Below are 23,883 nucleotides of genomic sequence, written 5' to 3'. Positions count from 1 at the left end.
TATATTCAAAATGAAGGACTTAGCGACAATTAATCGGGAAACGAAGCAAAAACAAATGCAAAATTCTTTCCCCGAGCAGTCTTCGACGTCGCAGCCACGCGTGCAGTTGCTGACTATTTCAGAAGAAGAGGCAGGTCAGCGTATCGATAATTTCCTGCTGCGCATTTGCAAAGGGGTGCCTAAAAGCCATATTTATCGAGTTTTACGTTCCGGCGAGGTGAGGGTTAACAAAGGGCGCATAGATCAGTTGTATCGCCTGGCAGAGGGGGACGTGGTGAGGATTCCGCCTATCCGTGTCGCCGAAACGTCTGTGCAGGTGGTGCCTAAGCTGGAATTTCCTATTTTGTATGAAGACCCTTATTTGTTGATTATTGATAAACCAGCAGGTGTCGCTGTACATGGCGGCTCAGGCGTCAGCTATGGCGTGATTGAGCAACTGAGGGCTTCCCGGCCGGAAGCTAAATTTCTGGAACTGGTGCATCGCCTGGATCGTGAAACCTCCGGAATACTGTTAATTGCAAAAAAACGTACTGCATTAACTAATTTGCATGAACAGATGCGTGATGGCGTCACTGACAAGCGCTATTACACCTTGATTGCCGGGGATTGGAAAAATGCCCGGCAGCATGTCAAATTGCCATTGCATAAATACACGACTGCAGACGGTGAGCGACGGGTACGGGTGCAGGCGGATGGGATGGCATCTCATACGATATTTTCCCTGAAGAAAAAATACCAGCGTTTTGCTTTGTTGGAGGCGGAGTTGAAGACGGGACGTACCCACCAGATTCGGGTGCACTTGTCGGCCAGCGGATTTCCGATTGTCGGAGATGAGAAATATGGCGACTTCGCCTTGAATAAATCCTTACAGAAGGCAAATACGGATCACGGTGCTTTTAAAAGGATGTTCCTGCATGCACATCAGATTACTTTTATGCATCCGGAAAATGGAAAGGTCATGACGGTGAATGCCCGATTACCTGAAGATTGCGAGGCATTTTTGTTCAGCCTGGGATGATCTTGCGACTCGTGGCGTGAGCCAGTCGCTCAAAACTTACTTTGCCAAAGTGGTATGATGCCGTTATTTTCCGGCAACATAGTTGCTATTTTGAAATAACTGAGCATTTAAGAACATGTCAAAAAAGCAGTTTGATTTTATTGTCTTTGATTGGGACGGTACGCTGATGGACAGCACTGCCACGATCGTGCAGTGCATTCAGGCTGCAGCAAAGGATCTTGGGTTGCCTGTTCCGGATCACAGTGCTGCATCTTATGTGATCGGTTTGTCGCTGGCTGATGCGATGAAAGCAGCGATACCGGACATTGACCCTAAATACTATCCGCGGATGGTGGAGCGCTATCGTTACCATTATTTGCTTAAAGATCACGAGCTGCCATTGTTTGACGGTGTGCGGGATATGCTGAATGAGCTGGTGCAGGAGGGATATTTCCTGGCGGTGGCAACCGGTAAAAGCAGGGTTGGTCTGAGCCGTGCGTTACATACAGCAAAACTGACTTCAGTATTCGATGCAACACGATGCTCTGATGAAACCTTTTCCAAGCCACATCCTGCGATGTTGCAGGAACTGACGCGGGAGTTGGGGCAGGATATGCAGAGAACACTGATGATTGGTGACACCACGCATGATCTTCAGATGGCAAACAATGCCGGCGCAGCTTCTGTCGCGGTTGAATACGGCGCGCACCAGGCCGATGCGCTGGCTGCGCTGAACCCGTTGTATTCGGCAAAAACTGTACGTGATTTGCATGCCTGGCTGATGCAAAACGCCTGAGAAGAGTGGAGCGGGAGTGACAATGATATCAATTTGCCAGTCTGATGCCTTAATTGAAGGCGGATTGGGTATTCGCTTTCCGGTGACTGCCGGCAGTGATGATGCAGTTGGTTTTGTGATTCGTTATGCGGGTGCTGTGCATGCTTATCTGAACCGGTGCGCCCATGTGCCGGTGGAGCTGGACTGGAATCCCGGCGAGTTTCTGGAATCGAGCGGGCTTTACATCATGTGCGCAACGCATGGCGCTATTTACGAACCTGAAACAGGTCATTGTTCAGGCGGACCATGCCGCGGAGCCCGTTTGAGAAAAATCCATGTAACCGAATCGGATGGAATGATTTACTGGCATCCTGATGATTATATTCAACCTGTTATTGCCTGATTGAAACTGACGTGATGATAAATGAACAAACACCGCAAACGGATACGTCCGCGGCAAGCGCAAATGTTTCCAGTGCTGGCTGGGAGCGGGATGTCCTGGAAAAGCTGGCATTTGAAACCTTGCGCGAACAACGTTTGCGCCGGCGCTGGGGAATTTTCTTTAAATTGACGACCCTGATATTGATCGTATTTAGTATTTACCAAATCGCAGGGTTGAGTGATATAGAAATGAAAAGTCCTGGCCGGCATACCGCATTAGTCGAAATTGATGGTGAAATTGATTCGGAAGGTAATGCGAGTGCGCGCGAGGTGATTCCTGCGCTCGATCGTGCGTTTGAAGACGAGGGATCGGTTGGCGTTATTCTCAGCATTAACAGTCCCGGAGGGAGTCCGGTTCAGGCCGGCATGATTAATGATGAAATCGTTCGCCTCAGGACAGAGTATCCGGATAAAAAATTGTATGTTGTCGTGAACGAAATTTGTGCGTCAGGCGGCTACTACATTGCTTCGGCGGCTGACAAAATCTATGTGAACAAAGCCAGCGTGGTCGGTTCTATCGGTGTGCTGATGGATGGTTTTGGTTTTACTGGCTTAATGAGTAAGCTGGGAGTTGAGCGCCGGATGATGACTGCGGGTGAAAATAAAGGATTTATGGATCCGTTTTCTCCGCAGACGGAAAAGCAGAAGGCTTATTCGCAAGCAATGCTCAATGAGATACATGCCCAGTTTATTGATGTCGTTCGCAAAGGGCGGGGCGCACGTCTGAAAGAGACACCTGATACATTCTCCGGCTTGTTCTGGATTGGCAGCAAGGCTGTTGAAATGGGACTGGCAGACGATTTTGGCACGATCGACACAGTTGCCCGTGATGTATTCAAGGCTGATAACGTTGTCGACTATACGCAGAAAGATGGCTTGCCGGAGAGAGTTTTGAAGAAATTCGGTGCGTCGATGGGGGCTGCTGCAATGACCTCTCTCTGGAAGGGGAATAAAAACTTTTTACACTGATGGGGTGGCAAGGGTTGAGTTATTTAATTTATTTAATTTTCTCAATCTTGTATCCGATGCAGATAGTTTTAATTTTCTTCCGGTTTTTGATGAAAAGCCTATAGTGAAGCTGTAACTGGTTCAAAACGGGAGGTTGGCATAAAAAATTATCTTACTTTCAGAGTTATTGTTTTTTGAGCCCCGGTTGTTTCTGTTGTGCCGGTTATGTGCGAAGTAGAAAGAAAATTGATGCATTATGACTCCGCAATGATTGCGAATTGAGGTTTCTCGGATTCCTCGTTGTTTTTGGCGAAGCATAAGAAGACGGTAGTGCAATGCTGCCGTCTTTTTTGTTGCCGTATATTAAAAATGACATGCGAAAATAAGATCTAAAAGATCGTTTCTTTCCTATTTTCTTGTTATTGATACCTGTTCCATCTCAACAATCGCTCATCTGAGGCTTCTTTGATCAGATGCCGCGACGTCTGCAAATCAGTCGGCCGGTTTTCTGTGGATCCGCTCAGCTCCAGAGCGAGGGCATGGATGGCGACCGGGTAATCTCCTTCTGCTGATCGTTCCAGCCACTCTCTGGCTTTTTGGGGATTTACTTGTACACCTTCACCTGCAGCATAAGCATTCGACAGCAGGAACATCGCCTGCGCATTTCCCTGATCGCTGGCGATTTGCAGCCAATGGACGGATGTTTGCAGATCTTGTCTGGTGCCTTCTCCATATTTCGCCATACGTGCCAGCATGAAGCTGGCTTTGGGGTGGTGCTGGTTGGCTGCCCGTTCATACCATTGCCAGGCGAGCGTGAAGTTTTGGGTTAATCCCAGTCCGGATTTGTAATTTGCTTCAGCGACTGCGAATTGCGCCTGTGCATCGCCGCCCTTGGCGGCCTGCTCCAGCCAGTGAATGGCTTCCGGATACTGATCTGTCTTGGCGCTGAGCGCTAATCCCAGTTCGCGTTGCGCCTGTGGATTGCCTTGTTTTGCCCAGATGCGGAGATGCTGAAAAGCTTCGTCTTGCTGTCCGTGCATGGCGCGCATTCCGGCGGATTCAATTTCAGCAGTCGTGGGCAGAGCGCTGGGGGCGGGCGTGCATGCGCTGACGAACAGGCTGAACAGGGTGATGATCAACAATATTTTCATGGTTTATTTAAACGGGAAAACGCACTTCCACTGGACATGGAAGTGCGTTGGTCATGCAAGGTTCTGAAAGTCAGTTACTTATTTGCTCAGATCGATGGCATATTTGGAGAAGCCATTGGCATCCAGTGCACCTTCAGACTTCACACGTGCCAGACCTGCGGTATTCGCGACGGCCAGTTTGCCCGGCGCTGAACGCAGAATGACCGGACCTTGTGTCGCGACTTTGACAAAACTCCAGCTCTGGCCGGAACCATTATTCGCCAGCGTGATTTTGCTTTGCTTCTTCAGATATCTGCTGACAACGGCCTGATTGGCATCCGGCGATTTGATGATGGTTTTGCTGCCGTCGATTCCCGGGAAATTACCGCCGCCGCCAGCGCGGTAATCATTGGTGCCGACGATGAAATCATCAGTGGCTGCGACCGGTTTGCCGGCATAGGTCAGATTCACGATACGGCTTCCGACTGGCTGAGTGACGTCAATCTGGTATTGCAGCGCATTGTTTTCAGCGTAGAACACATCATAGTTGTAGATGGTTGAGTAGGATGGAACCAGATCCTGCTCGGTGGTCAGCGCCGGATTGATCTGGGCAAACTGTTTGGCGGAGGTTTCCAGCCAGTTTTTCAGATCGGAACCTTTGATTTTAACGGCTTGCAGATTGTTATTGCCGTACAAATAGAGGTCGCCCGGGTTGCGCACCTGGAGGCCGACCGGACTGGTGCTGGTGGCGGTTGGTGCCACATCGGTAAAGTCGGTTGCGCCATTACGGCCAGCTTTGAACGGTGCGCTGCAGGAGATCACCGGGATGGATTTATAGCTGGCGATCGTGGCGTCGGTTGAGTTGGCAATGAAGTTTTTAACATAATCGATCTGCGCCTGATTCACGATCTGAATCGCGCTGACATCGCCGACCAGTGCAAAATAGGCGGACATTTCAAAGTCGGTTGTGGTGCCTAACGGCTGAGTGGCATAAGCAAGCGTTGCTTTGTGTTCCGTATCGACCAGTGGCGCTACAGACGCATCGGCATCAACGATGGTGATGCCGTCTTTGTATTTGAAACCGCGTGCTTCGACGTTGGTCAGATCTTTCTGAACTACCCATTTTCCGCTCTGGTATTTCAGGGTCATCTGAATGATGCCCAGGCGGCGGCCCCAGCTTTGCGCCATGACTGCCGGTATGCCATTGATCAGACCCTTGGCGGTATCAACTTTATCCGCAGGCAGTGCAGCCAGCGAAGCATCGATTTTCGGCGCGTTGACTTCTTTAGCCTGCGGGAAAATCAGATGTGAGTGGCCCAGCATCAGGGCGTCGATACCGGTGGTGGACAGGTACAGGCTGCCGTTTTCCATTTTAGGGCTGTAAGCCGATGCATCCAGCCCGCCGTGTGACAGCGCGACGACGAGGTCGGCACCCTTGTTGCGCATCTCAGGAACATACTGATTGGCAGTTTCAACGACACCGTTGACCATGACTTTGCCGGCCAGGTATTTCTGATCCCAATCCATGATCTGTGGTGGTACGAAGCCCATGATGCCGACGTTCAACGTGACGTTCATGGAAGTGCCATCCGGTTTGGTGGCGGAAAACTGTTTCGGAATGATGGAGTAGGGATTGAAAATCGGCTTCTGGCTGGTAGCACCGACCACGTTGGCCAGCACAACTGGGAAACTCGGGGCGCCGCAATTGCTTGGCTTGGTCACATCACTGATACCAAAATCAGTATTCGTGATTTGGCTCAGGAAATTCAGGCCGTAGTTAAATTCATGGTTACCGACGCCGGCGCCATCGTATTTCAAGGCATTCATGACTTTGTGAATCGCCATTGTACCGCTGCAAGGAACCGGCGAGGCGATAGCCTGGTAATCGCCAAGCAGGGTGCCTTGAATCACGTCGCCATCATCCAGCAAAACGGTGTTCGGGTTTTCTGCGCGTGCAGAATTGATCAGGGCCGCGGTTCTCTCCAGCCCCAGGCTGGTGTCTGCTTTGAGTCCGTAATAATCATAGCTCAGGATATTCTGATGCAGGTCTGTCGTTTCCAGCAACGCTACTTTCAATGTGGTGCCTTCAGGAATGGCCGGAGTCGTGCTGAGGATGTTGCTGTTACCGCAGGCTGCAAGCGTGAGCGTTGCCAGCGGGGAAAGCCAGATAAGTTTTTTCATTGGATGATTCCCAGTGGATTTTTATAGACTTGTTTTAAATGATTTTAACGATTGCGCAATCGATTGCTTTTTGAAGTAAATCATTATTGAGCAGGCCGCTTATTTTTCATCCTGGACCGGATGATCGGGCAATTATCAATGGTGAATATGTCAATATGATGACAGCTTTATATCGCCATGGCTGATCGTCGTGAAATTTTCATCTGGCGTCTGATGTCAGGTCTGGCTTTTATTGCGCCGAAAATAAAGTGATCAACCGCTAAAATCGCTCAAGATGAACTGATCGATGATGGTTCGCACGTGTGACGACGTGCAACCCCATTGGGAAGGTCATATAATCACTGCCTTTTGGGATGGCTTTCATCCTCTCGCGGGCAGTTGTCATTTCTTGCCCTGTTTTGTTTGTGTCTGATTTTTGTGCTGGGACCGCAGGTTTATGTCGATATTTTCTTCACTGAATGCAATGCGTCGGCGCATTGATGTTTTTCCTTTGCTGGTGGCTGCAACCACGGCACTGATGTTGTCTGCCTGCGGCACGACGCCGCTTGCGACTCAGGGAGCGGTTACCCAGCAAGTCGCGCCGGTAGCGGTGCAAAAAACACCTCGTCCTGTCCGGATCGGACTGGCGCTGGGGGGCGGGGCCGCCCGCGGTTTTGCGCATATCGGCGTGATCAAGGCGCTGGAGTCGCAGGGAATTTTTGCTGACGTGATCGTGGGAACCAGTGCGGGCAGTGTCGTCGGGGCGATGTATGCGGCGGGGAATAATGGCTTTGCCCTGCAAAAGATGGCGTTGGAAATGGATGAGGCGACCATTTCTGACTGGTCTTTACCTTTGTTTTCTAAATCCAGCGGTGTTTTAAAGGGCGATGCTTTGCAGGCGTACGTTAACCGCATGGTGAATCATGTACCCATTGAAAAACTGAAAAAGCCGTTTGGTGCTGTGGCGACCGATCTGTCCACCGGACAGGCTGTGTTGTTCCAGAGGGGGAATACCGGCACCGCGGTGCGCGCGTCTTCGGCGGTTCCTGCCGTGTTCCAGCCAGTCAGAATCAATGACCGTCAATATGTCGATGGCGGTCTGGTGGCGCCGGTGCCAGTTCGTTTTACGCGTGATATGGGCGCGGATCTGGTGATTGCGGTCAATATATCCCAGCAACCCGAAACCCAGAATGGCAGCAGTACCATTGATATTCTGCTGCAGACGGTCACCATCATGGGGCAGAGCATTAATCAGTTTGAGCTGAAACAGGCGGATATCGTGATCCGTCCAGAGTTGCCGAGCATGAAAGGCAGTGATTTTGCCGGGCGTAATCTGGCGATCCTGGCTGGTGAAAAAGCGGCCATGCTGGCGATGCCGGAGTTAAGGCAAAAAATCAAATTGTTGCAGGAGCGGTAATCGGAGAAAAATATACTCCGGGGGAGTATGTTTCAGACGCTAATATTAATGCTGGCATCAGGCTGGATTGATTCAAAAGCAGGGGGAGTATCTGCGTCTGCTCTGGATGCGCTGGCCGCCCCTGTAATCTGGACGGAGCATCTGCGGTGTGTTTTTGGAGCGCGCTCCTGACCTGCTTTTGCCGGAGGTGCATAGCCGGCGAGGTCATCATGATTACTGCTTGGTGTTTTCTTCACTGATGCGGCGGGCGCCGTTGAAGCGTTTTTTCCAGTACGCGATATCCATACTTTCAACGCGAATTTGTCCACCGGCGGATGGCGAGTGGATGAATTTATTGTCACCCAGATAAATCCCGACGTGCGAGAAACCGCGGCGCAATGTGTTGTAGAACACCAGATCGCCGGGCTGCAGATCTTTTTGATCCACGTTTTCTCCGACGCGGCTGATTTCTGCCGCTGTGCGGGGCAGGTTTTCACCGAGGGCGTCTTTAAACACCAGGCGGACGAATCCACTGCAATCCAGTCCGTTTTCAGGAGTGCTGCCGCCGCGTTTATAGCGGATGCCCATGAAATCGATCGCTTTCATGGTCAGATCGGCGGCGCGTTGCCGGATTTCCTGTAATTTGCTCAGTGTGGAAGAGGTGTCTGTGCCGGAGGTGAGGGCATCGACAGCCGAGGCGGATTGGCAGAAAGTGGTTTGCAGGGACGCAGTGATCAGCGCTAAGAGCGCAAATCTTTTAAGAGTGGCAATCCTGGAAACGTTTCTCTGCATCTTTGGGGTCCTGTCCTTGAAAACCGCCCCACTTTAAGCGAAGTTCCAAACAATGTAAACCTTTTGACTGTTTCTCTGGTTAATCTGAAAACTCGGGCTGGAAGGCAAAACTGTTTTTACTCCTGATGAGCGATCTCTGGCGTACAATCGCGGCACTTTGACATGGAGGAAAAGATGCAAACCAAACCAATGCTGACTCTGGATGATGTGAAAAAAATTGCGGCAGCAGCCGAAGCGGAAGCGAAGGCGAATCAATGGCCGGTGGTCATCGCGATTGTCGATGATGGCGGACATCTGATGTGGCTCCAGCGTCTGGATGGCGTGGCGCCGATTTCTGCACACATCGCACCTGCCAAAGCGGCAACTGCCGCGTTGGGCAAGCGTGAGTCCAAGATTTATGAAGACATTATCAATAATGGCCGTTATTCATTCCTGAGCGCACCTTTGCTGGAGGGGATGCTGGAAGGCGGCGTACCAATCATGGCAGATGGTTTCTGCGTAGGCGCAGTCGGCGTCTCCGGCGTCAAATCCCAGGAAGATGCACAGATTGCAAAAGCAGGGATTGCAGCACTGGGGCTGTAATTTCAGTTCAAGGCTGCACGAGATGATGGCACATTGATCACATCCTCGTGCGGCCAGACGTAATTCGTGGATGACGGGGCAGGATTTCTGCGGCGGGAATTTGCCTGAAAGGCTGTTTCGGGCTATAATTCGAGGGTTTAACTAATCCGAAATCTCGCCGTAGCGCCTACCCAAATTCACATCGCTCCATCATCTTTTTTCAGGCTGCGCGGCATCTTTGCTCGGCCTGCGGAAAACGACAGCTTGGGGCGTCGCAGCGGCGGTAACAATACAGGAGTTGCCCTTGCTGCCCATTCCGCAGTCCCTTCTTCGTTCCGGCCAGGACACCGCGATACTTGCTCTTGCAGATGGAACCATTTTTACAGGATATGCTATCGGCGCTGCCGGCCATACCGTCGGCGAAGTGGTTTTCAATACCTCGATGACAGGCTATCAGGAAATTCTGACCGACCCCAGTTACAGTTCCCAGATCGTCACGCTGACTTACCCGCATATCGGTAATACCGGTATCAATGCCGAAGACGTTGAGTCCGAAAAAATCCACGCTGCCGGCCTGATCATTAAAGACCTGCCTTTGCTGGTGTCTAATTTCCGTTCTGAATCCTCCCTTTCCGATTACCTGAAATCCCAGAACATCGTCGCGATTGCCGGTATCGATACCCGCAAACTGACGCGCATCCTGCGTGAAAAAGGTGCGCAGGGCGGTGCGATTCTGGTGGGAGATGATGCGGAAAAAGCGATTGCGCTGGCAAAGTCTTTCCCGGGACTGTCCGGCATGGATCTGGCGAAAGTCGTATCGGCCAAACAAGCATATCAATGGACCGAGTCTGAGTGGAAGCTTGGCGAAGGTTACGGTCAGCTCACTGATCCGAAATTCCACGTCGTCGCTTTTGACTTCGGCGTGAAGCGCAACATCCTGCGTATGCTGGCTGAGCGCGGTTGCAAGGTCACCGTGCTGCCGGCGCAGTCAAGCGCTGCCGATGTGCTGGCTTTAAATCCTGATGGCGTATTCCTGTCGAATGGTCCTGGTGATCCTGAGCCTTGTGACTACGCGATTGCTGCTGCCAAAGAATTGATCGAAAAAGGTATCCCGACCTTCGGCATCTGTCTGGGGCATCAGATCATGGCGCTGGCTTCCGGTGCGAAAACACTCAAGATGAAATTTGGTCACCACGGCGCCAACCATCCGGTGCAGGATCTCGACAGCAAGCAAGTGCTGATTACCTCACAGAATCACGGCTTTGCAGTCGATGCGGCCTCGTTGCCCGCCAATTGCCGCGTCACGCATGTGTCTCTGTTCGACGGCTCGCTGCAGGGTTTTGCGCGCACTGACAAACCTGCATTCTGCTTCCAGGGGCATCCTGAAGCGTCACCAGGTCCGCACGATATCGCTTACCTGTTCGATAGTTTCACCGCATTGATGACCACGGCAAAAACAGGAGAATAATAAATGCCAAAACGTACAGACATAAAAAGCATACTGATTATCGGCGCTGGTCCTATCATCATTGGCCAGGCCTGCGAATTCGATTACTCCGGCGCACAGGCATGTAAGGCTTTGCGCGAGGAAGGTTACCGCGTGATTCTGGTTAACAGCAATCCGGCGACCATCATGACGGATCCGGAAATGGCCGATGTGACTTACATCGAACCGATTACCTGGCAGGTGGTTGAACGCATCATCGCCAAGGAGAAGCCGGACGCCATTCTGCCGACCATGGGTGGTCAGACTGCACTGAACTGCGCGCTGGATTTGTGGCGCAACGGCGTGCTCGATAAATACAAAGTTGAACTGATCGGCGCAACCCCTGAAGCGATTGATAAAGCGGAAGACCGTCTGAAATTCAAAAATGCAATGACCAAGATCGGCCTGGGTTCTGCCCGTTCCGGCGTTGCGCATTCGATGGATGAAGCCTGGGCTGTGCAAAAGGATGTTGGCTTTCCGGTCATCATCCGTCCATCGTTCACGATGGGCGGTACTGGTGGTGGCATTGCGTACAATCCGGAAGAATTCGAAACCATCTGCAAACGCGGTCTGGAAGCATCGCCGACCAATGAATTGCTGATTGAAGAATCGCTGATCGGCTGGAAAGAGTACGAGATGGAAGTGGTGCGCGATAAAGCGGATAACTGCATTATCGTCTGCTCCATCGAAAATCTGGACCCGATGGGCGTGCACACCGGCGACTCCATCACGGTTGCTCCGGCACAAACGCTGACCGACAAAGAGTATCAGATCATGCGTAACGCCTCGCTGGCGGTGCTGCGTGAAATCGGTGTCGATACCGGCGGCTCCAACGTGCAGTTCTCGGTCAATCCGGCCGACGGTCGCATGATCGTCATCGAAATGAATCCACGCGTATCGCGTTCTTCGGCACTGGCATCGAAAGCGACCGGTTTTCCGATCGCTAAAATCGCGGCGAAACTGGCAGTCGGTTTCACGCTTGACGAATTGCGCAACGAAATCACCGGCGGCGCAACGCCGGCATCGTTCGAACCGTCAATTGACTATGTTGTGACTAAGATTCCGCGTTTCGCATTCGAGAAATTCCCGCAGGCCGATAATCGTCTGACGACGCAAATGAAATCGGTGGGTGAAGTCATGGCGATTGGCCGTACTTTCCAGGAATCCTTCCAGAAGGCCTTGCGCGGTCTGGAAGTTGGCGTCGATGGCATGAACGAAAAAACCCAGGATCGCGAGATTCTGGAAAAAGAACTGGGCGAACCTGGTCCTGATCGTATCTGGTATGTGGGTGATGCATTCGCTCAAGGTTTCACAATGGAAGAAGTGCATCAGTTGACGCACATTGATCCTTGGTTCCTGGTGCAGATCAAGGACATTATCGATATCGAATTGTGGCTGGACGAACAGAGTCTGGATAGCATCGATAAAGACATGATGCTGACGCTGAAGAAAAAAGGTTTTTCCGATCGCCGTCTCGCCAAGTTACTGAAAACCACAGACACTGCTATCCGCGAAAAGCGCCGTGCCCTGAACGTGCGTCCGGTGTACAAGCGCGTGGATACCTGTGCCGGTGAATTTGCCACGAATACTGCTTACATGTATTCGACGTACGAAGAAGAATGCGAATCGAATCCAACTGACAAGAAGAAAATCATGGTGCTGGGCGGTGGCCCTAACCGTATCGGTCAAGGTATTGAGTTCGATTATTGCTGCGTACATGCTGCATTTGCGATGCGCGAAGACGGTTACGAAACCATCATGGTGAACTGTAATCCGGAAACCGTATCGACCGACTACGATACCTCTGATCGTTTGTATTTCGAACCGCTGACACTGGAAGACGTGCTGGAAATCGTCGACAAGGAAAAACCAGTCGGCGTGATCGTGCAATATGGCGGTCAGACACCTTTGAAGCTGGCGCTTGATCTGGAGGCAAACGGCGTACCTATCGTCGGTACCTCGCCCGACATGATCGATGCTGCGGAAGATCGTGAACGTTTCCAGAAAATGTTGCAGGAGCTTGGCCTGCGTCAGCCACCAAACCGCACTGCACGTACTGAACCAGAGGCATTGGCATTGGCGCAGGAAATCGGTTATCCGCTGGTCGTACGCCCATCTTATGTACTGGGCGGACGCGCAATGGAAATCGTGCATGAGCAGCGTGATCTGGAGCGCTACATGCGTGAAGCGGTCAAGGTCTCGCATGACTCTCCTGTATTGCTCGACCGTTTCCTGAATGATGCGATTGAAGTTGATGTCGATTGCTTGTCTGACGGCACCCGTACTTTCATTGGTGGTGTTATGGAGCATATTGAGCAGGCAGGTGTCCATTCGGGTGACTCTGCATGTTCGCTGCCGCCTTACTCGCTCTCGCAAGAAACGATTGCTGAGCTTAAACGTCAGACTGCATTGATGGCAAAAGGTCTGAACGTAGTCGGTTTGATGAACGTGCAGTTTGCTATTCAGCACAAAGACGGTCAGGACGTCGTATTTGTGCTGGAAGTCAATCCGCGTGCTTCGCGTACCGTTCCGTATGTATCGAAAGCCACCGGCTTACAGCTTGCCAAAATCGCGGCACGCTGCATGGTTGGTCAGTCACTGGATTCGCAAGGTATCGGTGCAGAAGTCGTGCCGCCATATTTCAGTGTGAAGGAAGCGGTATTCCCGTTCGTGAAATTCCCTGGTGTTGATACGATTCTCGGACCTGAGATGAAATCGACCGGTGAAGTCATGGGTGTGGGCAAGACATTCGGCGAAGCTTTCGTGAAATCACAACTGGGAGCTGGTGTGAAGTTGCCAACTTCTGGTAAAGTTTTCCTGAGTATCAAAAACAGCGATAAGCCGCGTGGTGTCAAAGTGGCGAAGGATCTGGTCGAGCTGGGTTTCTCTGTTGTCGCGACCAGAGGAACGGCTGCGGCAATTGCAGCAGAAGGCATTCCGGTTTCTGTTGTCAATAAAGTGGTGGAAGGTCGTCCGCATGTTGTTGATATGATCAAGAATAATGAAATTGCTCTGGTCATCAACACCGTTGAGGAAAAACGTAATGCGATTACCGATTCCCGTGCAATCCGCACTTCGGCGCTGATTGCGCGTGCAACCACCTTTACCACGATTGCCGGTGCAGAGGCGGCGGTTGAGGGTATGCGTTATTTGAACGAATTGCATGTTTATGATTTACAAGGCTTGCATAAGACCTTAAACTGACGCAAACAAGGGTGCCGGCAGTTTTTCCGGTGCTGAATTTTTGATACAGAGGTCACAAAAGACATAGTTTTAATTATGTCGGCTGTGACCTCTGTATTTTTACTTTGATCAATGTGAATAATATGAGTACAGTGCCTATCACCAAGTTTGGTGCAGAATTGTTAAAGCAGGAATTGCACAATTTGAAAACAAAGGAGCGTCCTGCTGTTATTAATGCGATTGCAGAGGCTCGCGCTCAGGGTGACCTGTCTGAAAATGCGGAGTATGATGCGGCGAAAGAGCGTCAGGCGTTCATTGAAGGTCGCATCGCAGAACTGGAGGGAAAGCTGGGGTCTGCACAGGTCATTGATCCGGCTACGCTGGATGCGGAAGGTCGTGTGGTGTTTGGTTCAACAGTGCATCTTGAAGACCTGGAGAACGAACAGAAAGTCAGTTATCAGATCGTTGGCGAAGATGAGGCGGATATTAAACTCAGCAAGGTTTCTATTACATCTCCGATTGCGCGCGCATTGATCGGCAAATATGCCGGAGATGTGGTCGGTGTTCAGGCGCCGGCTGGTATTCGTGAGTATGAAGTGCTGGAAGTGTTGTACGTCTGATCTTGTCCGTTTTGAGCGCTCTGCGTTGAGCGCTCTGCGAATGAGTAAAAAGGTATTGCGCTTAAGAAAAACCCGGCTTGCGCCGGGTCATCTTGTATGTGGCTGATGCCTGATTGCTTTGTTATTTCCCCAAAGACGATTTCTTCATGCTGGCCTGGCGGGGTTTGGCGCGTTTGACATTGCCACCCTGAGTAACGCGTTCGTTACCTTTAACCATTACTTTGGAAACAGTCGGTTTTTTGGTGCCGCTGGCACTGGGTTTCACGATCGTGACTTCGCGCAGGCCTTTTCCCTTTTTAACCAGCTTGGTTTCTTTGATATTGTCGGTTTTGGGGCGATAAATCACCAGAAGCTTGCCGATGTGTTGAACCGGTGCTGCATTCAGTTCCGCGCAGATTGAGTCGTACATGGCGATACGTGCTTCACGGTCATCACCAAACACCCGGACTTTCATTAATCCATGTGCATTGAGGCCAGCATCGATTTCCTTGAGCACGGCAGGTGTCAGTCCAGCTTCGCCGATCAATACAATCGGTTTTAAGGCATGGGCTTCGGATCTGAGTTCGCTTCTTTCGGCGGGCGTAAGTTTTAACATAATAATTCCTTTCAAGGCTGTATTTTACGCGAATGGCAAAAAATAAATTCAATCAAAATTGGGTTCACGATCATATTAATGATCCTTACGTGAAGCTGGCACAAAAAGAGGGTTACCGTGCGCGCGCTGTTTATAAGCTGAAAGAGATTGATGAGGCTGAAAAACTGATCCGGCCGGGGCAGATTATTGTGGATCTGGGTGCAACACCGGGCAGCTGGTCTCAGTATGTCAGAAACAAGCTCGCTGGCAAGGAAGGCGGGGGGATTCTGGGGGAAATATTTGCTCTGGACCTGTTGCCAATGGAGCCGATTGCGGATGTCCAGTTTATTCAGGGAGATTTCCGTGAGGATGAAGTTCTGGATCAGCTGGAATCAAAACTCGTGGGGCGGAAGGTGGATCTTGTCTTATCGGATATGGCGCCCAATTTGTCAGGAAATTCGACGGTGGATGCGGCTCGTGTAGAGTACATCATTGAGCTCGCGATTGCTTTTGCGCGCGCGCACTTAAAGCCCGGCGGCTCTTTGCTGGTCAAGTGTTTTCATGGTCCAAGTTACAATAATATTGTCAATATGTTTAAGGACGAGTTCAAACTCGTCATGAATAAAAAACCTAAAGCGAGCAAGGACAAATCATCGGAGATATTTTTACTTGGAAAAGGTTTAAAACATCCGGAATGACTGATTTTGCACTTGATAATCGTCAATGCTGACAGCATATGTCAACTAGCAAGCTCTGCCCAATGGGGGTAGAATGAATGATTACGTATCAAATGGCGCTTAGAGCGTCCAAGGAGTTCTCGTGAATAATATGTTTTCAAAAGCAGCTATATGGGTTGTGGTTGCCCTCGTGCTTTTCACGCTTTTCAAGCAGTTTGAAGGGAAGAGCATTGGTACTGGTATGGCTTCTGTGCCTTATTCAGAGTTCCTTGATGAAGTAAAAGCGAAGCATATTAAAGAGGCCACGATTGATGATGCCAACCGAACAGTGACTGCCATCACGTCTGACGGTAAGAAAATCAAGTCTCAGCTGACGATTTTTGACCGCGGCCTCGTAGGTGATCTGGTCAATAATGGCATCAAATTTGATAATAAACCGCCAGAAGAACCATCCTTCCTTTCCCAAGTGTTTATCTCCTGGTTCCCGATGCTGTTGTTGATTGGTGTCTGGATTTTCTTTATGCGTCAGATGCAGGGCGGTGGCAAAGGTGGCGCGTTCTCTTTTGGCAAATCCAAAGCCCGCATGCTGGATGACACCAATAATAATGTCACCTTCGCCGATGTGGCGGGTTGTGATGAGGCCAAAGAGGAAGTGACTGAAGTTGTCGATTTTCTGCGTGATCCGACCAAATTTCAAAAACTGGGCGGACGCATTCCCCGCGGTATTCTGATGGTGGGGCCACCAGGAACGGGTAAGACACTGTTGGCGCGTGCTATAGCGGGTGAAGCGAAAGTTCCTTTCTTCACTATTTCCGGTTCTGACTTTGTTGAAATGTTTGTCGGTGTCGGTGCTTCGCGCGTGCGGGACATGTTTGAGAATGCTAAAAAACATTCTCCATGCATTATTTTTATTGATGAGATTGATGCCGTTGGCCGTCACCGTGGTGCCGGTATGGGTGGTGGTAATGATGAGCGGGAACAGACGCTGAACCAGATGCTGGTTGAAATGGACGGCTTTGAAGCAAATTCCGGTGTGATTGTGATTGCTGCAACCAATCGTGCCGATGTGCTGGATAAGGCTTTGCTGCGCCCGGGACGTTTTGATCGTCAGGTTTCAGTCGGATTGCCGGATATTCGTGGTCGTGAGCAGATTCTGAATGTCCATATGCGCAAGGTTCCTATCAGTAGCGACGTCAAAGCGGATATTCTTGCTCGCGGAACGCCAGGTATGTCCGGCGCTGATCTGGCTAATCTGGTCAATGAGGCGGCTCTGTTTGCCGCCCGCCGTAACAAGCGACTGGTAGAGATGCTGGATTTTGAAGATGCAAAAGACAAAATCTTCATGGGACCTGAGCGTAAATCCATGGTGATGCGTGAGGAAGAGCGTCGCAACACGGCTTACCACGAATCAGGTCATGCGGTGGTTGCTAAACTTTTACCTAAGGCAGACCCGGTTCATAAAGTCACCATTATGCCTCGCGGGTTTGCACTCGGCTTGACCTGGCAACTGCCAGAGCATGATCAGATCAGCGGCTACAAAGATAAGATGCTGGAAGAAATTTCGATACTGTTCGGTGGCCGTATTGCAGAAGAGATTTTCGTCGGTCAGATGTCAACTGGCGCATCCAACGATTTTGCCCGTGCTACCAAGCTGGCGCGCTCCATGGTGACCCGTTTCGGTATGTCTGACAGTATGGGTGTCATGGTATATGAGGATAATCAGCAGGAAGGTTATTTCGGCATGTCCTCCAAAACAATTTCCGAAGCTACGCAACAGAAAGTGGATGCGGAGATTCGGGCGATTCTGGATAAACAATATGCACATGCCCGCCAGTTATTGGAGGCGAACCGTGAAAAAGTCGAGGTAATGACGAAAGCGCTGCTCGAATGGGAAACCATTGATGCTGATCAGGTCAACGACATCATGAATGGTCTGGAACCGCGCCCTCCAAAATTGGGACAGTCAACAGGAAAATCCTCCAGCGACAATACTTCTGGCGGCATGCCTGCCAATGCCACAGCGCCTGCCTGACTCTGATAACGTAATTGATTAATAAAATTCAAAAAATCTAAAAAAGGTAAGGAGAAATCCTTGCCTTTATTTTTTATGACGACCTATTTTCAATGTGGCAGATACCGGTTTCCCTTGCGTCAGCAAGGGGCAAAACCGTTGGTCATGGGAATCCTGAATATCACGCCGGATTCATTTTCTGATGGCGGGCAGTTTTTCTCTCTGGACAGCGCGATTTCTCGCGCTGAGCAGATGATACGGGATGGTGTGGATATCATTGATATCGGTGGTGAATCGACCAGGCCTGGTTCGCAAGTCCTGTCGCTGAATGAAGAGCTCGATCGGGTTATGCCGGTGATCTTCGCATTGCGCGATTGCGGAAAGCCTTTGTCAATCGATACCTACAAGCCGGAAGTCATGCGTGAGGCATTGCTGGCAGGTGCGGACATGATCAATGACATCAAGGGGTTTGCTTCTGCCGAGTCAATCGCTGCGGTTACCGGAACTGACGCAGGCCTGTGTGTCATGCATATGCAAAATTTACCGGCGACCATGCAGATTTCACCTGACTATCAGGATGTCTCCACGGAAGTCGGACATTTCCTGCAGGACCGGGTGCAGGCGCTGCTTGGGGCAGGCATTTCTGAGGAAAGTATCTGTATCGACCCCGGTATTGGTTTTGGCAAAAGCAGGCAGCATAATATCGAATTGTTTTGTGGAGTTGATGTGCTTCAACGTCAACTTAAACTGCCTGTGTTGGTTGGTATTTCGCGCAAAACCATCATTGGTGACCTGACTGGCCGGCCGGTAGAGCACCGGATGGCGGGGAGTCTTGCGGCAGCGCTGTTGGCTGCGCAACGCGGTGCAGCGATTTTGCGTGTCCATGATGTCGCTGAAACCGTTGATGTATTGAATGTGTGGCAGGCATTGGTGTAACTGGATAATTGACTATGACAAGAAAATATTTTGGAACTGACGGTATTCGCGGACGGGTAGGTGTTTCACCGATTACCCCGGATTTTGTGATGCGTCTTGGCTATGCCGCAGGTAAGGTCTTGGTACAGGCTGGAGTGCATACTGATAAACGTCCTACGGTTTTGATTGGTAAAGATACCCGTATTTCAGGTTATTTGCTGGAGGCTTCGCTGGAAGCAGGTTTCGCTGCTGCCGGTGTGGATGTGATGTTATCCGGACCTATGCCGACGCCCGCCGTGGCTTATCTGACCAGAGCTTTGCGATTGTCTGCTGGAGTGGTGATTTCGGCGTCTCATAATCCTTTTGACGACAACGGGATTAAATTTTTCTCTGCGTCAGGCAATAAACTGGCCGATGAAACTGAGCTAGCAATCGAGGCTGAGCTTGAGAAACCGATGGAGTGCGTGAGTTCGGAGCATCTTGGAAAAGCGCATCGTTTACGTGATGCGAACGGTCGCTACATTGAATTTTGCAAGAGTACTTTTCCCACAGAATTGGATTTACGTGGCCTGAAGATCGTGGTTGACTGCGCGCATGGCGCTGCTTACGACATTGCCCCTCATGTATTCCATGAGCTGGGTGCGGAAGTGATTGCGATTGGTAATGCACCCAATGGTTTAAATATTAATGACAAGGTTGGTGCAACGGCACCTGATGCATTGGCAGTTGCAGTACGCGCCAATCACGCCGATCTGGGTATTGCCCTGGATGGTGATGCCGACCGATTGGTAATGGTCGATAAAAATGGCAAGATTTACGATGGCGATCAGCTGCTGTATTTGATGGTGATTGACCGTCTGGCCATTGGCCCCGTGGCAGGCGTCGTCGGCACGCTGATGACTAACATGGCGGTTGAAATCGCGATGAAAAAACTTGGTGTCGGTTTTATCCGGGCCAAAGTCGGCGACCGGTATGTCCTGGAGCAAATGCAGGAGCACGGCTGGATACTGGGCGGCGAAGGTTCTGGTCATTTGCTCTGTCTGGATAAACATTCAACCGGGGATGGGATCGTTTCCGCGTTACAGGTCTTGTCTGCATTGCGCCGTATGGGAAAAAATCTGGATGCGTGTTTTGATGAGCTAACATTGTTTCCTCAGGTGCTGTTAAATGTGCGGGTTGTTCCTGGCTTTAACTGGCAAAAAAATGAAGCGCTGATGCAGGAAAAAGAGAATGTAGAGGCGTTGCTGGATGGGCGGGGACGGGTATTAATCCGTCCATCAGGCACAGAACCGTTAATCCGTGTCATGGTTGAAGCGGATGACAGGGAGCTGGCGACTTCCTACGCGCGCCGTCTGGTTGCCTGTATCGATAAAATCTGACGAATTTCTGTCAGCCGATTTGGCATGAATCACATCCCGTTCTTGAAACAAGGACGGATAACATGTAGTATTCAGCCTTCAGTTTTTCCGTGGCACCGATCCGGAAATCAGACTGTCCATAGCTCAGTTGGATAGAGCACGAGCCTTCTAAGCTCGGGGTCGCAGGTTCGATTCCTGCTGGGCAGGCCAATAAATTTCAGCATGTGATTTAATACAAAAGCCCAGTATGCAGACTGGGCTTTTGCATTGGCGGGATTGTCACAAAATCTATTCTTTGGGCCGGGTGAGTTACAGAGGTGCGTTATACCGTAATAACGTGAAATACTGCAATCTTTGCATGATAATCTGAGCCGGATTATTTTTTTCAAAAAACATCTGCTGTCTGGCCGAAGAATTTATGTTCTGAATCAAACCAAGCAGTAATCATATTGCATACAATTAACGCCGACTTTGACAGTCTAATATTTCCGGAAAATGATTTATTTCAGTGAATTGCATAAAAAGCGCATCATCTGGCTCCTGATAGGAGTCATGCTTTTTGCATTCATCGCCCCCTCGTTGGTACATCGTCTCCGTGCCGGCAATCCGGGAACGGATAGCATTTGTAGTGCGGCAATTCCATCAGTTCAGATCAAACAGTTTTTATCTGAGAAAGTCGATTTTTCTGTATCAGATAAGCACTGTGTTCTTTGTCTGCTGAGTCTGGATTCTCAGAGTGCGCATCCTCCCGTTAGCCGTAGTTTTGTTCCTGCCTTCATTCGCTCGGCAATTAGTGTTATACCGGATGATGAGGTACTTCCTTCAGGTCGTTTTCACAACGCCTATCAGACCCGCGCACCGCCTGCATGTTGATTGGATGCTTAGTCTGAATGAATCGGTGCTTGCCTGGTTCATGTCAGATGATGACAGTATTTTTGCTAACCTGTTGATGCGAACCGGGCCAGTGAATGGCTGGTTGCATCAGACTTTATGCGACGTAATCACATGAAAACATTTTTAAAAATAACGGCGGGTGCTATTTTTTCTCTCACATCTGCAGCTGCATTTTCCTGCGCCAGCTGTGGATGTTCCCTCAGTTCGGATTGGCAAAATCAGGGTTTTTCATCCGATCCCGGATTCCGGTTCGATCTGCGCTATGACTATCTGAATCAAAACCAGATGCGAAACGGGACTGGTAAAACCATGACATGGCCGGTCGATGGACATGAGCAGGAGCTGTACACAAAAAATCAATACCTGACGGCGAGCGTGGATTACACGGCATCACCGGACTGGGGAGTCACTGTCCAGCTGCCGTATGTCGATCGCACTCATGCAACGAATGGCTTTGCCTTTGATGGCTCGGATGCCGGAGCATCTCATACCCATAGTCTGGGAGATATGAAGGTGATCGGACGGTATACCGGACTGACTGAAAATCATAATCTGGGTATTCAGTTCGGCCTGAAGCTGGCTACGGGCAGTCATACTGAAAATTTTAACAGTGGTGCATTGGCAGGACAGCCATTGGATCGCGGTTTGCAGCCAGGCAGCGGAACGACAGATCTGATTGCAGGAATTTTTCAATTTAATGAACTCTCTCCTGACTGGGATTACTTTGTTCAGGCAATGACCCAGCTTCCTTTGAATCATCGTGATGGTTATCAACCGGGAAAAAGTTTGAATCTGAATGCAGGAATCCGGTATGCAGCTATGGGTGCCTGGATTCCGCAATTGCAGTTGAATGGACGGATTTCATCGAAAGATTCCGGTGTGAATGCGTCTCCGGATGATAGTGGAGGTAAGACCTTATATATCAGCCCAGGTCTCACCTGGAATATGACTGAGCGGGTCAGGATGTATATGTTTTTACAGGTACCGCTTTATCACAATCTGAATGGATATCAACTGGCGCCGAAATATACCGTTTCGGTGGGTACAAGCCTGGGGTTTTAAGGTCCACCTGAATTGAAACGCGATGGTATTTTCTTTTTCCATTTTCCCGATGATTTCTGTTCGCAGATGCGTGGCTCCCGTGCTTACTTCTCCTTTCCGGGAGGGCACGGAAGCCACACGTCTTCATCACTCAGGCTATGCATTGAAATCAATACTGTCCTTGTTAAGAGTTGGTGGCTTCAGGCTCAAATTACCCTGAATTATTGACCATGGAATTACGCCGCTGCGATCTCATGGATTCCGGATGTGAGATAAACTACGCATAAGCAGGTAAAGACTGTTTTCAGGCTGACACTTCAATTGTCAGTAAGCCGGAAAATGAGAGATGGAGCAAAGGAATAATGCGTATTGATAAAACCCGGATCCGGATATGGTTCAGCCATCTGGCGGATGAGGTAAGGCATTTGCTGCGGCTGAATACACCTTCGCGTCCGTGGCATATTGCATTCGTTGCTTCTGTCTGTATGGCGATTCCCGTCTTTACCGGTGCCTATTATGGCCGGATGGATTATGCTTTGCTGGTATGTATGGGAACGCTGGTGATTTTATATCTGCCCAAGACCGCGCTGGTTCACCGTATGCAGAGTCTGATGATGTGTACTTTCGGTTTCCTGGCGTGTTTCACGCTGGCGATCGTCGCTGGCATCAACCCCTATTTGTCTACGATCGTGCTGGCGCTGACCGTCGTGCTTGTTGAAATCATCTGCCGCTATTATTCGATTTCCCCGCCCGGCAGTTTTTTCTTTATTTTTATGGCGACAATTGGCAGCACTTTACCTTTTGATGTTGCGTTGATTCCGGTCAGGATCGGCCTGCTCGCGTTGGGATGCATGCTGTCTTGCCTGGTCGCCTTTATTTACACACTGATTGTTTTTCCCGGACCGGTATTAGGGCTGACGCAGCCCTCAAAGCCATCGCGTTCAAAGCAGGAGTTATTTTTAATCACCTTGGAGGCGGGTGTCGTTGGTTTTTTTGTCGGCGGTTCTTATTTACTGTCGCTGATGCTCAAATTGCCTAATCCTTACTGGGTACCGGTTTCCTGTCTGGCGATCATGCAGGGCGCGAATTTCAGATCGGTCTGGCACCGGAATATTCACAGGATCACAGGAACCGCACTGGGCATGGGGCTGGCATGGATGGTTTTTTCACTTTCCCTGAATGTCTGGACGTATGCAGTCAGTATTGTTCTTCTGAATTTTATTGTAGAGTCACTGGTGGTCAGGAACTATGGTCTGGCAGTGATTTTTATCACGCCGATGACGATGCTGTTTGCTGAGGGCGGGACGATTCACATTCCCCCGGAAACGCTGGTGATGACAAGGCTGTCAGATATTGTGATCGGCAGTGTGGTCGGTTTTGTTGGTGGCAGCATCATGCATCATCCAGGTATGCTCAGCTATGCCGCCAGGAAAATGAAAGCGGCTCAGGAGTGACGGCAAGCCAGAGCAGCTTTTTCATTCGCCCGCTTTAGTTTTTGTTTTGCTCTGGTCTCTGCTTTGGGTTGTGCCCGGTGTACGTCTTCGTTCGCCCATTTCACCTGAAGTTGTGCCCGCTCGCACTGGCTTTTTTGTTTTTCCCGTTGTGCGCTGAGTTGGCGGAGCTCCCGTTCCTGTTTTTGCTCTCTGGTATGCCGGTCTTTTTCCAGCTTATTGGCCGCAGCTTTTTCCTGATTTGCGACCCCGGTAGCCTGCACTCTTTCCGATTCGGAGGGAACTGAAGAAAGTGGTTGATGCAATACCTGTCCTGTTTGCCCGGACGGGCAGGGCGTCTGACTATACTGAATTTTTCCTTGCTGCTCACAGCGGTAAACCGTTGCCAGACTGCTGCCTGAAAGCGTCAACAGGAAAATAAGGGAACTCAGTTTCAACAGAAAAGGGTTATCAGGCTGAGACATAGGGGCTCC

General features: G+C 50.3%; 21 protein-coding genes and 1 tRNA gene. 17 read left to right on the top strand and 5 right to left on the bottom strand.

Annotation, left to right across the window (positions count from 1 at the left end):
• Positions 1 to 55 precede the first annotated feature (55 nt).
• From H8K27_RS13690 to H8K27_RS13675, 4 genes are all read left to right on the top strand, one after another.
• Positions 56 to 1,018: an RluA family pseudouridine synthase gene (locus H8K27_RS13690; protein WP_230419308.1), complete on the top strand. Its 963-nt coding sequence runs from the start codon at positions 56 to 58 to the stop codon at positions 1,016 to 1,018.
• Between the two features lie 115 nt (positions 1,019 to 1,133).
• Positions 1,134 to 1,793: an HAD-IIIA family hydrolase gene (locus tag H8K27_RS13685; RefSeq protein ID WP_186863726.1), complete on the top strand. Its 660-nt coding sequence runs from the start codon at positions 1,134 to 1,136 to the stop codon at positions 1,791 to 1,793.
• A 22-nt stretch (positions 1,794 to 1,815) separates the two neighbouring features.
• Positions 1,816 to 2,175 (top strand): Rieske (2Fe-2S) protein, encoded by a 360-nt coding sequence (locus H8K27_RS13680; RefSeq protein WP_186863725.1) that lies wholly within the window; start codon positions 1,816 to 1,818, stop codon positions 2,173 to 2,175.
• Between the two features lie 14 nt (positions 2,176 to 2,189).
• The gene (locus H8K27_RS13675; RefSeq protein ID WP_186863724.1) at positions 2,190 to 3,182 is read left to right on the top strand and encodes a S49 family peptidase; all 993 of its coding nucleotides are present in this window, start codon (positions 2,190 to 2,192) and stop codon (positions 3,180 to 3,182) included.
• A 398-nt stretch (positions 3,183 to 3,580) separates the two neighbouring features.
• Here the strand turns inward: H8K27_RS13675 and H8K27_RS13670 are convergent, their stop codons facing one another.
• Together H8K27_RS13670 and H8K27_RS13665 are read right to left on the bottom strand one after the other, a co-directional pair.
• Positions 3,581 to 4,312, bottom strand: a complete 732-nt coding sequence (locus H8K27_RS13670; RefSeq protein ID WP_186863723.1) for a tetratricopeptide repeat protein — start codon at positions 4,310 to 4,312, stop codon at positions 3,581 to 3,583.
• A gap of 78 nt (positions 4,313 to 4,390) precedes the next feature.
• Positions 4,391 to 6,472 carry a bifunctional 2',3'-cyclic-nucleotide 2'-phosphodiesterase/3'-nucleotidase gene (locus H8K27_RS13665; RefSeq protein ID WP_186863722.1) on the bottom strand — a complete coding sequence of 694 codons (2,082 nt, stop codon included), beginning with the start codon at positions 6,470 to 6,472 and terminating at the stop codon, positions 4,391 to 4,393.
• Positions 6,473 to 6,989: 517 nt separating this feature from the next.
• On the opposite strand from H8K27_RS13665, the gene H8K27_RS13660 reads away from it, so the two are divergent.
• The gene (locus H8K27_RS13660) at positions 6,990 to 7,868 is read left to right on the top strand and encodes a patatin-like phospholipase family protein (RefSeq protein ID WP_408058455.1); all 879 of its coding nucleotides are present in this window, start codon (positions 6,990 to 6,992) and stop codon (positions 7,866 to 7,868) included.
• A gap of 213 nt (positions 7,869 to 8,081) precedes the next feature.
• Here the strand turns inward: H8K27_RS13660 and H8K27_RS13655 are convergent, their stop codons facing one another.
• Positions 8,082 to 8,639, bottom strand: coding sequence for a C40 family peptidase (locus H8K27_RS13655; protein WP_186863721.1), 558 nt, complete (start codon positions 8,637 to 8,639; stop codon positions 8,082 to 8,084).
• A gap of 174 nt (positions 8,640 to 8,813) precedes the next feature.
• Here H8K27_RS13655 and H8K27_RS13650 point away from each other — a divergent pair, with 174 nt between their 5' ends.
• The 4 genes from H8K27_RS13650 to greA all read left to right on the top strand — a co-directional run bounded on the left by H8K27_RS13650 (position 8,814) and on the right by greA (position 14,489).
• On the top strand, positions 8,814 to 9,221 hold the full coding sequence (locus H8K27_RS13650; protein ID WP_186863720.1) for a heme-binding protein: 408 nt from the start codon (positions 8,814 to 8,816) through the stop codon (positions 9,219 to 9,221).
• A gap of 292 nt (positions 9,222 to 9,513) precedes the next feature.
• Entirely contained in the window at positions 9,514 to 10,668 is a 1,155-nt protein-coding gene (gene carA / locus H8K27_RS13645; RefSeq protein WP_186863791.1) for a glutamine-hydrolyzing carbamoyl-phosphate synthase small subunit, read from the top strand.
• 3 nt (positions 10,669 to 10,671) lie between these two features.
• Complete coding sequence (carB, locus tag H8K27_RS13640) at positions 10,672 to 13,890, top strand: carbamoyl-phosphate synthase large subunit (protein WP_186863719.1); 3,219 nt, start codon at positions 10,672 to 10,674, stop codon at positions 13,888 to 13,890.
• Positions 13,891 to 14,012: 122 nt separating this feature from the next.
• Entirely contained in the window at positions 14,013 to 14,489 is a 477-nt protein-coding gene (greA, locus tag H8K27_RS13635; protein ID WP_176803614.1) for a transcription elongation factor GreA, read from the top strand.
• 121 nt (positions 14,490 to 14,610) lie between these two features.
• Here the strand turns inward: greA and H8K27_RS13630 are convergent, their stop codons facing one another.
• Positions 14,611 to 15,084: a YhbY family RNA-binding protein gene (locus H8K27_RS13630; RefSeq protein ID WP_186863718.1), complete on the bottom strand. Its 474-nt coding sequence runs from the start codon at positions 15,082 to 15,084 to the stop codon at positions 14,611 to 14,613.
• A gap of 32 nt (positions 15,085 to 15,116) precedes the next feature.
• Here H8K27_RS13630 and H8K27_RS13625 point away from each other — a divergent pair, with 32 nt between their 5' ends.
• From H8K27_RS13625 to H8K27_RS13590, 8 genes are all read left to right on the top strand, one after another.
• A complete protein-coding gene (locus H8K27_RS13625) occupies positions 15,117 to 15,761 on the top strand; it encodes an RlmE family RNA methyltransferase (protein ID WP_186863717.1) in 645 nt (214 codons plus the stop codon).
• Between the two features lie 121 nt (positions 15,762 to 15,882).
• A complete protein-coding gene (gene ftsH / locus H8K27_RS13620) occupies positions 15,883 to 17,772 on the top strand; it encodes an ATP-dependent zinc metalloprotease FtsH (RefSeq protein ID WP_186863716.1) in 1,890 nt (629 codons plus the stop codon).
• Positions 17,773 to 17,847: 75 nt separating this feature from the next.
• On the top strand, positions 17,848 to 18,687 hold the full coding sequence (gene folP / locus H8K27_RS13615; RefSeq protein WP_186863790.1) for a dihydropteroate synthase: 840 nt from the start codon (positions 17,848 to 17,850) through the stop codon (positions 18,685 to 18,687).
• Between the two features lie 14 nt (positions 18,688 to 18,701).
• The gene (gene glmM / locus H8K27_RS13610; protein ID WP_186863715.1) at positions 18,702 to 20,045 is read left to right on the top strand and encodes a phosphoglucosamine mutase; all 1,344 of its coding nucleotides are present in this window, start codon (positions 18,702 to 18,704) and stop codon (positions 20,043 to 20,045) included.
• 112 nt (positions 20,046 to 20,157) lie between these two features.
• Positions 20,158 to 20,234, top strand: a tRNA-Arg gene (locus H8K27_RS13605).
• A 285-nt stretch (positions 20,235 to 20,519) separates the two neighbouring features.
• On the top strand, positions 20,520 to 20,897 hold the full coding sequence (locus H8K27_RS13600) for a DUF2946 family protein (RefSeq protein ID WP_186863714.1): 378 nt from the start codon (positions 20,520 to 20,522) through the stop codon (positions 20,895 to 20,897).
• A 306-nt stretch (positions 20,898 to 21,203) separates the two neighbouring features.
• On the top strand, positions 21,204 to 21,980 hold the full coding sequence (locus tag H8K27_RS13595; RefSeq protein ID WP_186863713.1) for a transporter family protein: 777 nt from the start codon (positions 21,204 to 21,206) through the stop codon (positions 21,978 to 21,980).
• A gap of 341 nt (positions 21,981 to 22,321) precedes the next feature.
• Positions 22,322 to 23,413: an FUSC family protein gene (locus tag H8K27_RS13590; protein ID WP_186863712.1), complete on the top strand. Its 1,092-nt coding sequence runs from the start codon at positions 22,322 to 22,324 to the stop codon at positions 23,411 to 23,413.
• Here the strand turns inward: H8K27_RS13590 and H8K27_RS13585 are convergent.
• On the bottom strand, positions 23,404 to 23,874 hold the full coding sequence (locus tag H8K27_RS13585) for a DUF4124 domain-containing protein (RefSeq protein ID WP_186863711.1): 471 nt from the start codon (positions 23,872 to 23,874) through the stop codon (positions 23,404 to 23,406). The genes H8K27_RS13590 and H8K27_RS13585 overlap by 10 nt on opposite strands.
• Positions 23,875 to 23,883 lie beyond the last annotated feature (9 nt).

The sequence above is a fragment of the Cognatundibacterium griseum genome (assembly GCF_014284195.1).
Classification (GTDB): Bacteria; Pseudomonadota; Gammaproteobacteria; order Burkholderiales; family Burkholderiaceae_D; genus Undibacterium; species Undibacterium griseum.
The sequence above is the reverse complement of the archived record's forward strand: the minus strand, read 5'-3'. Positions and strand labels throughout refer to the sequence as shown.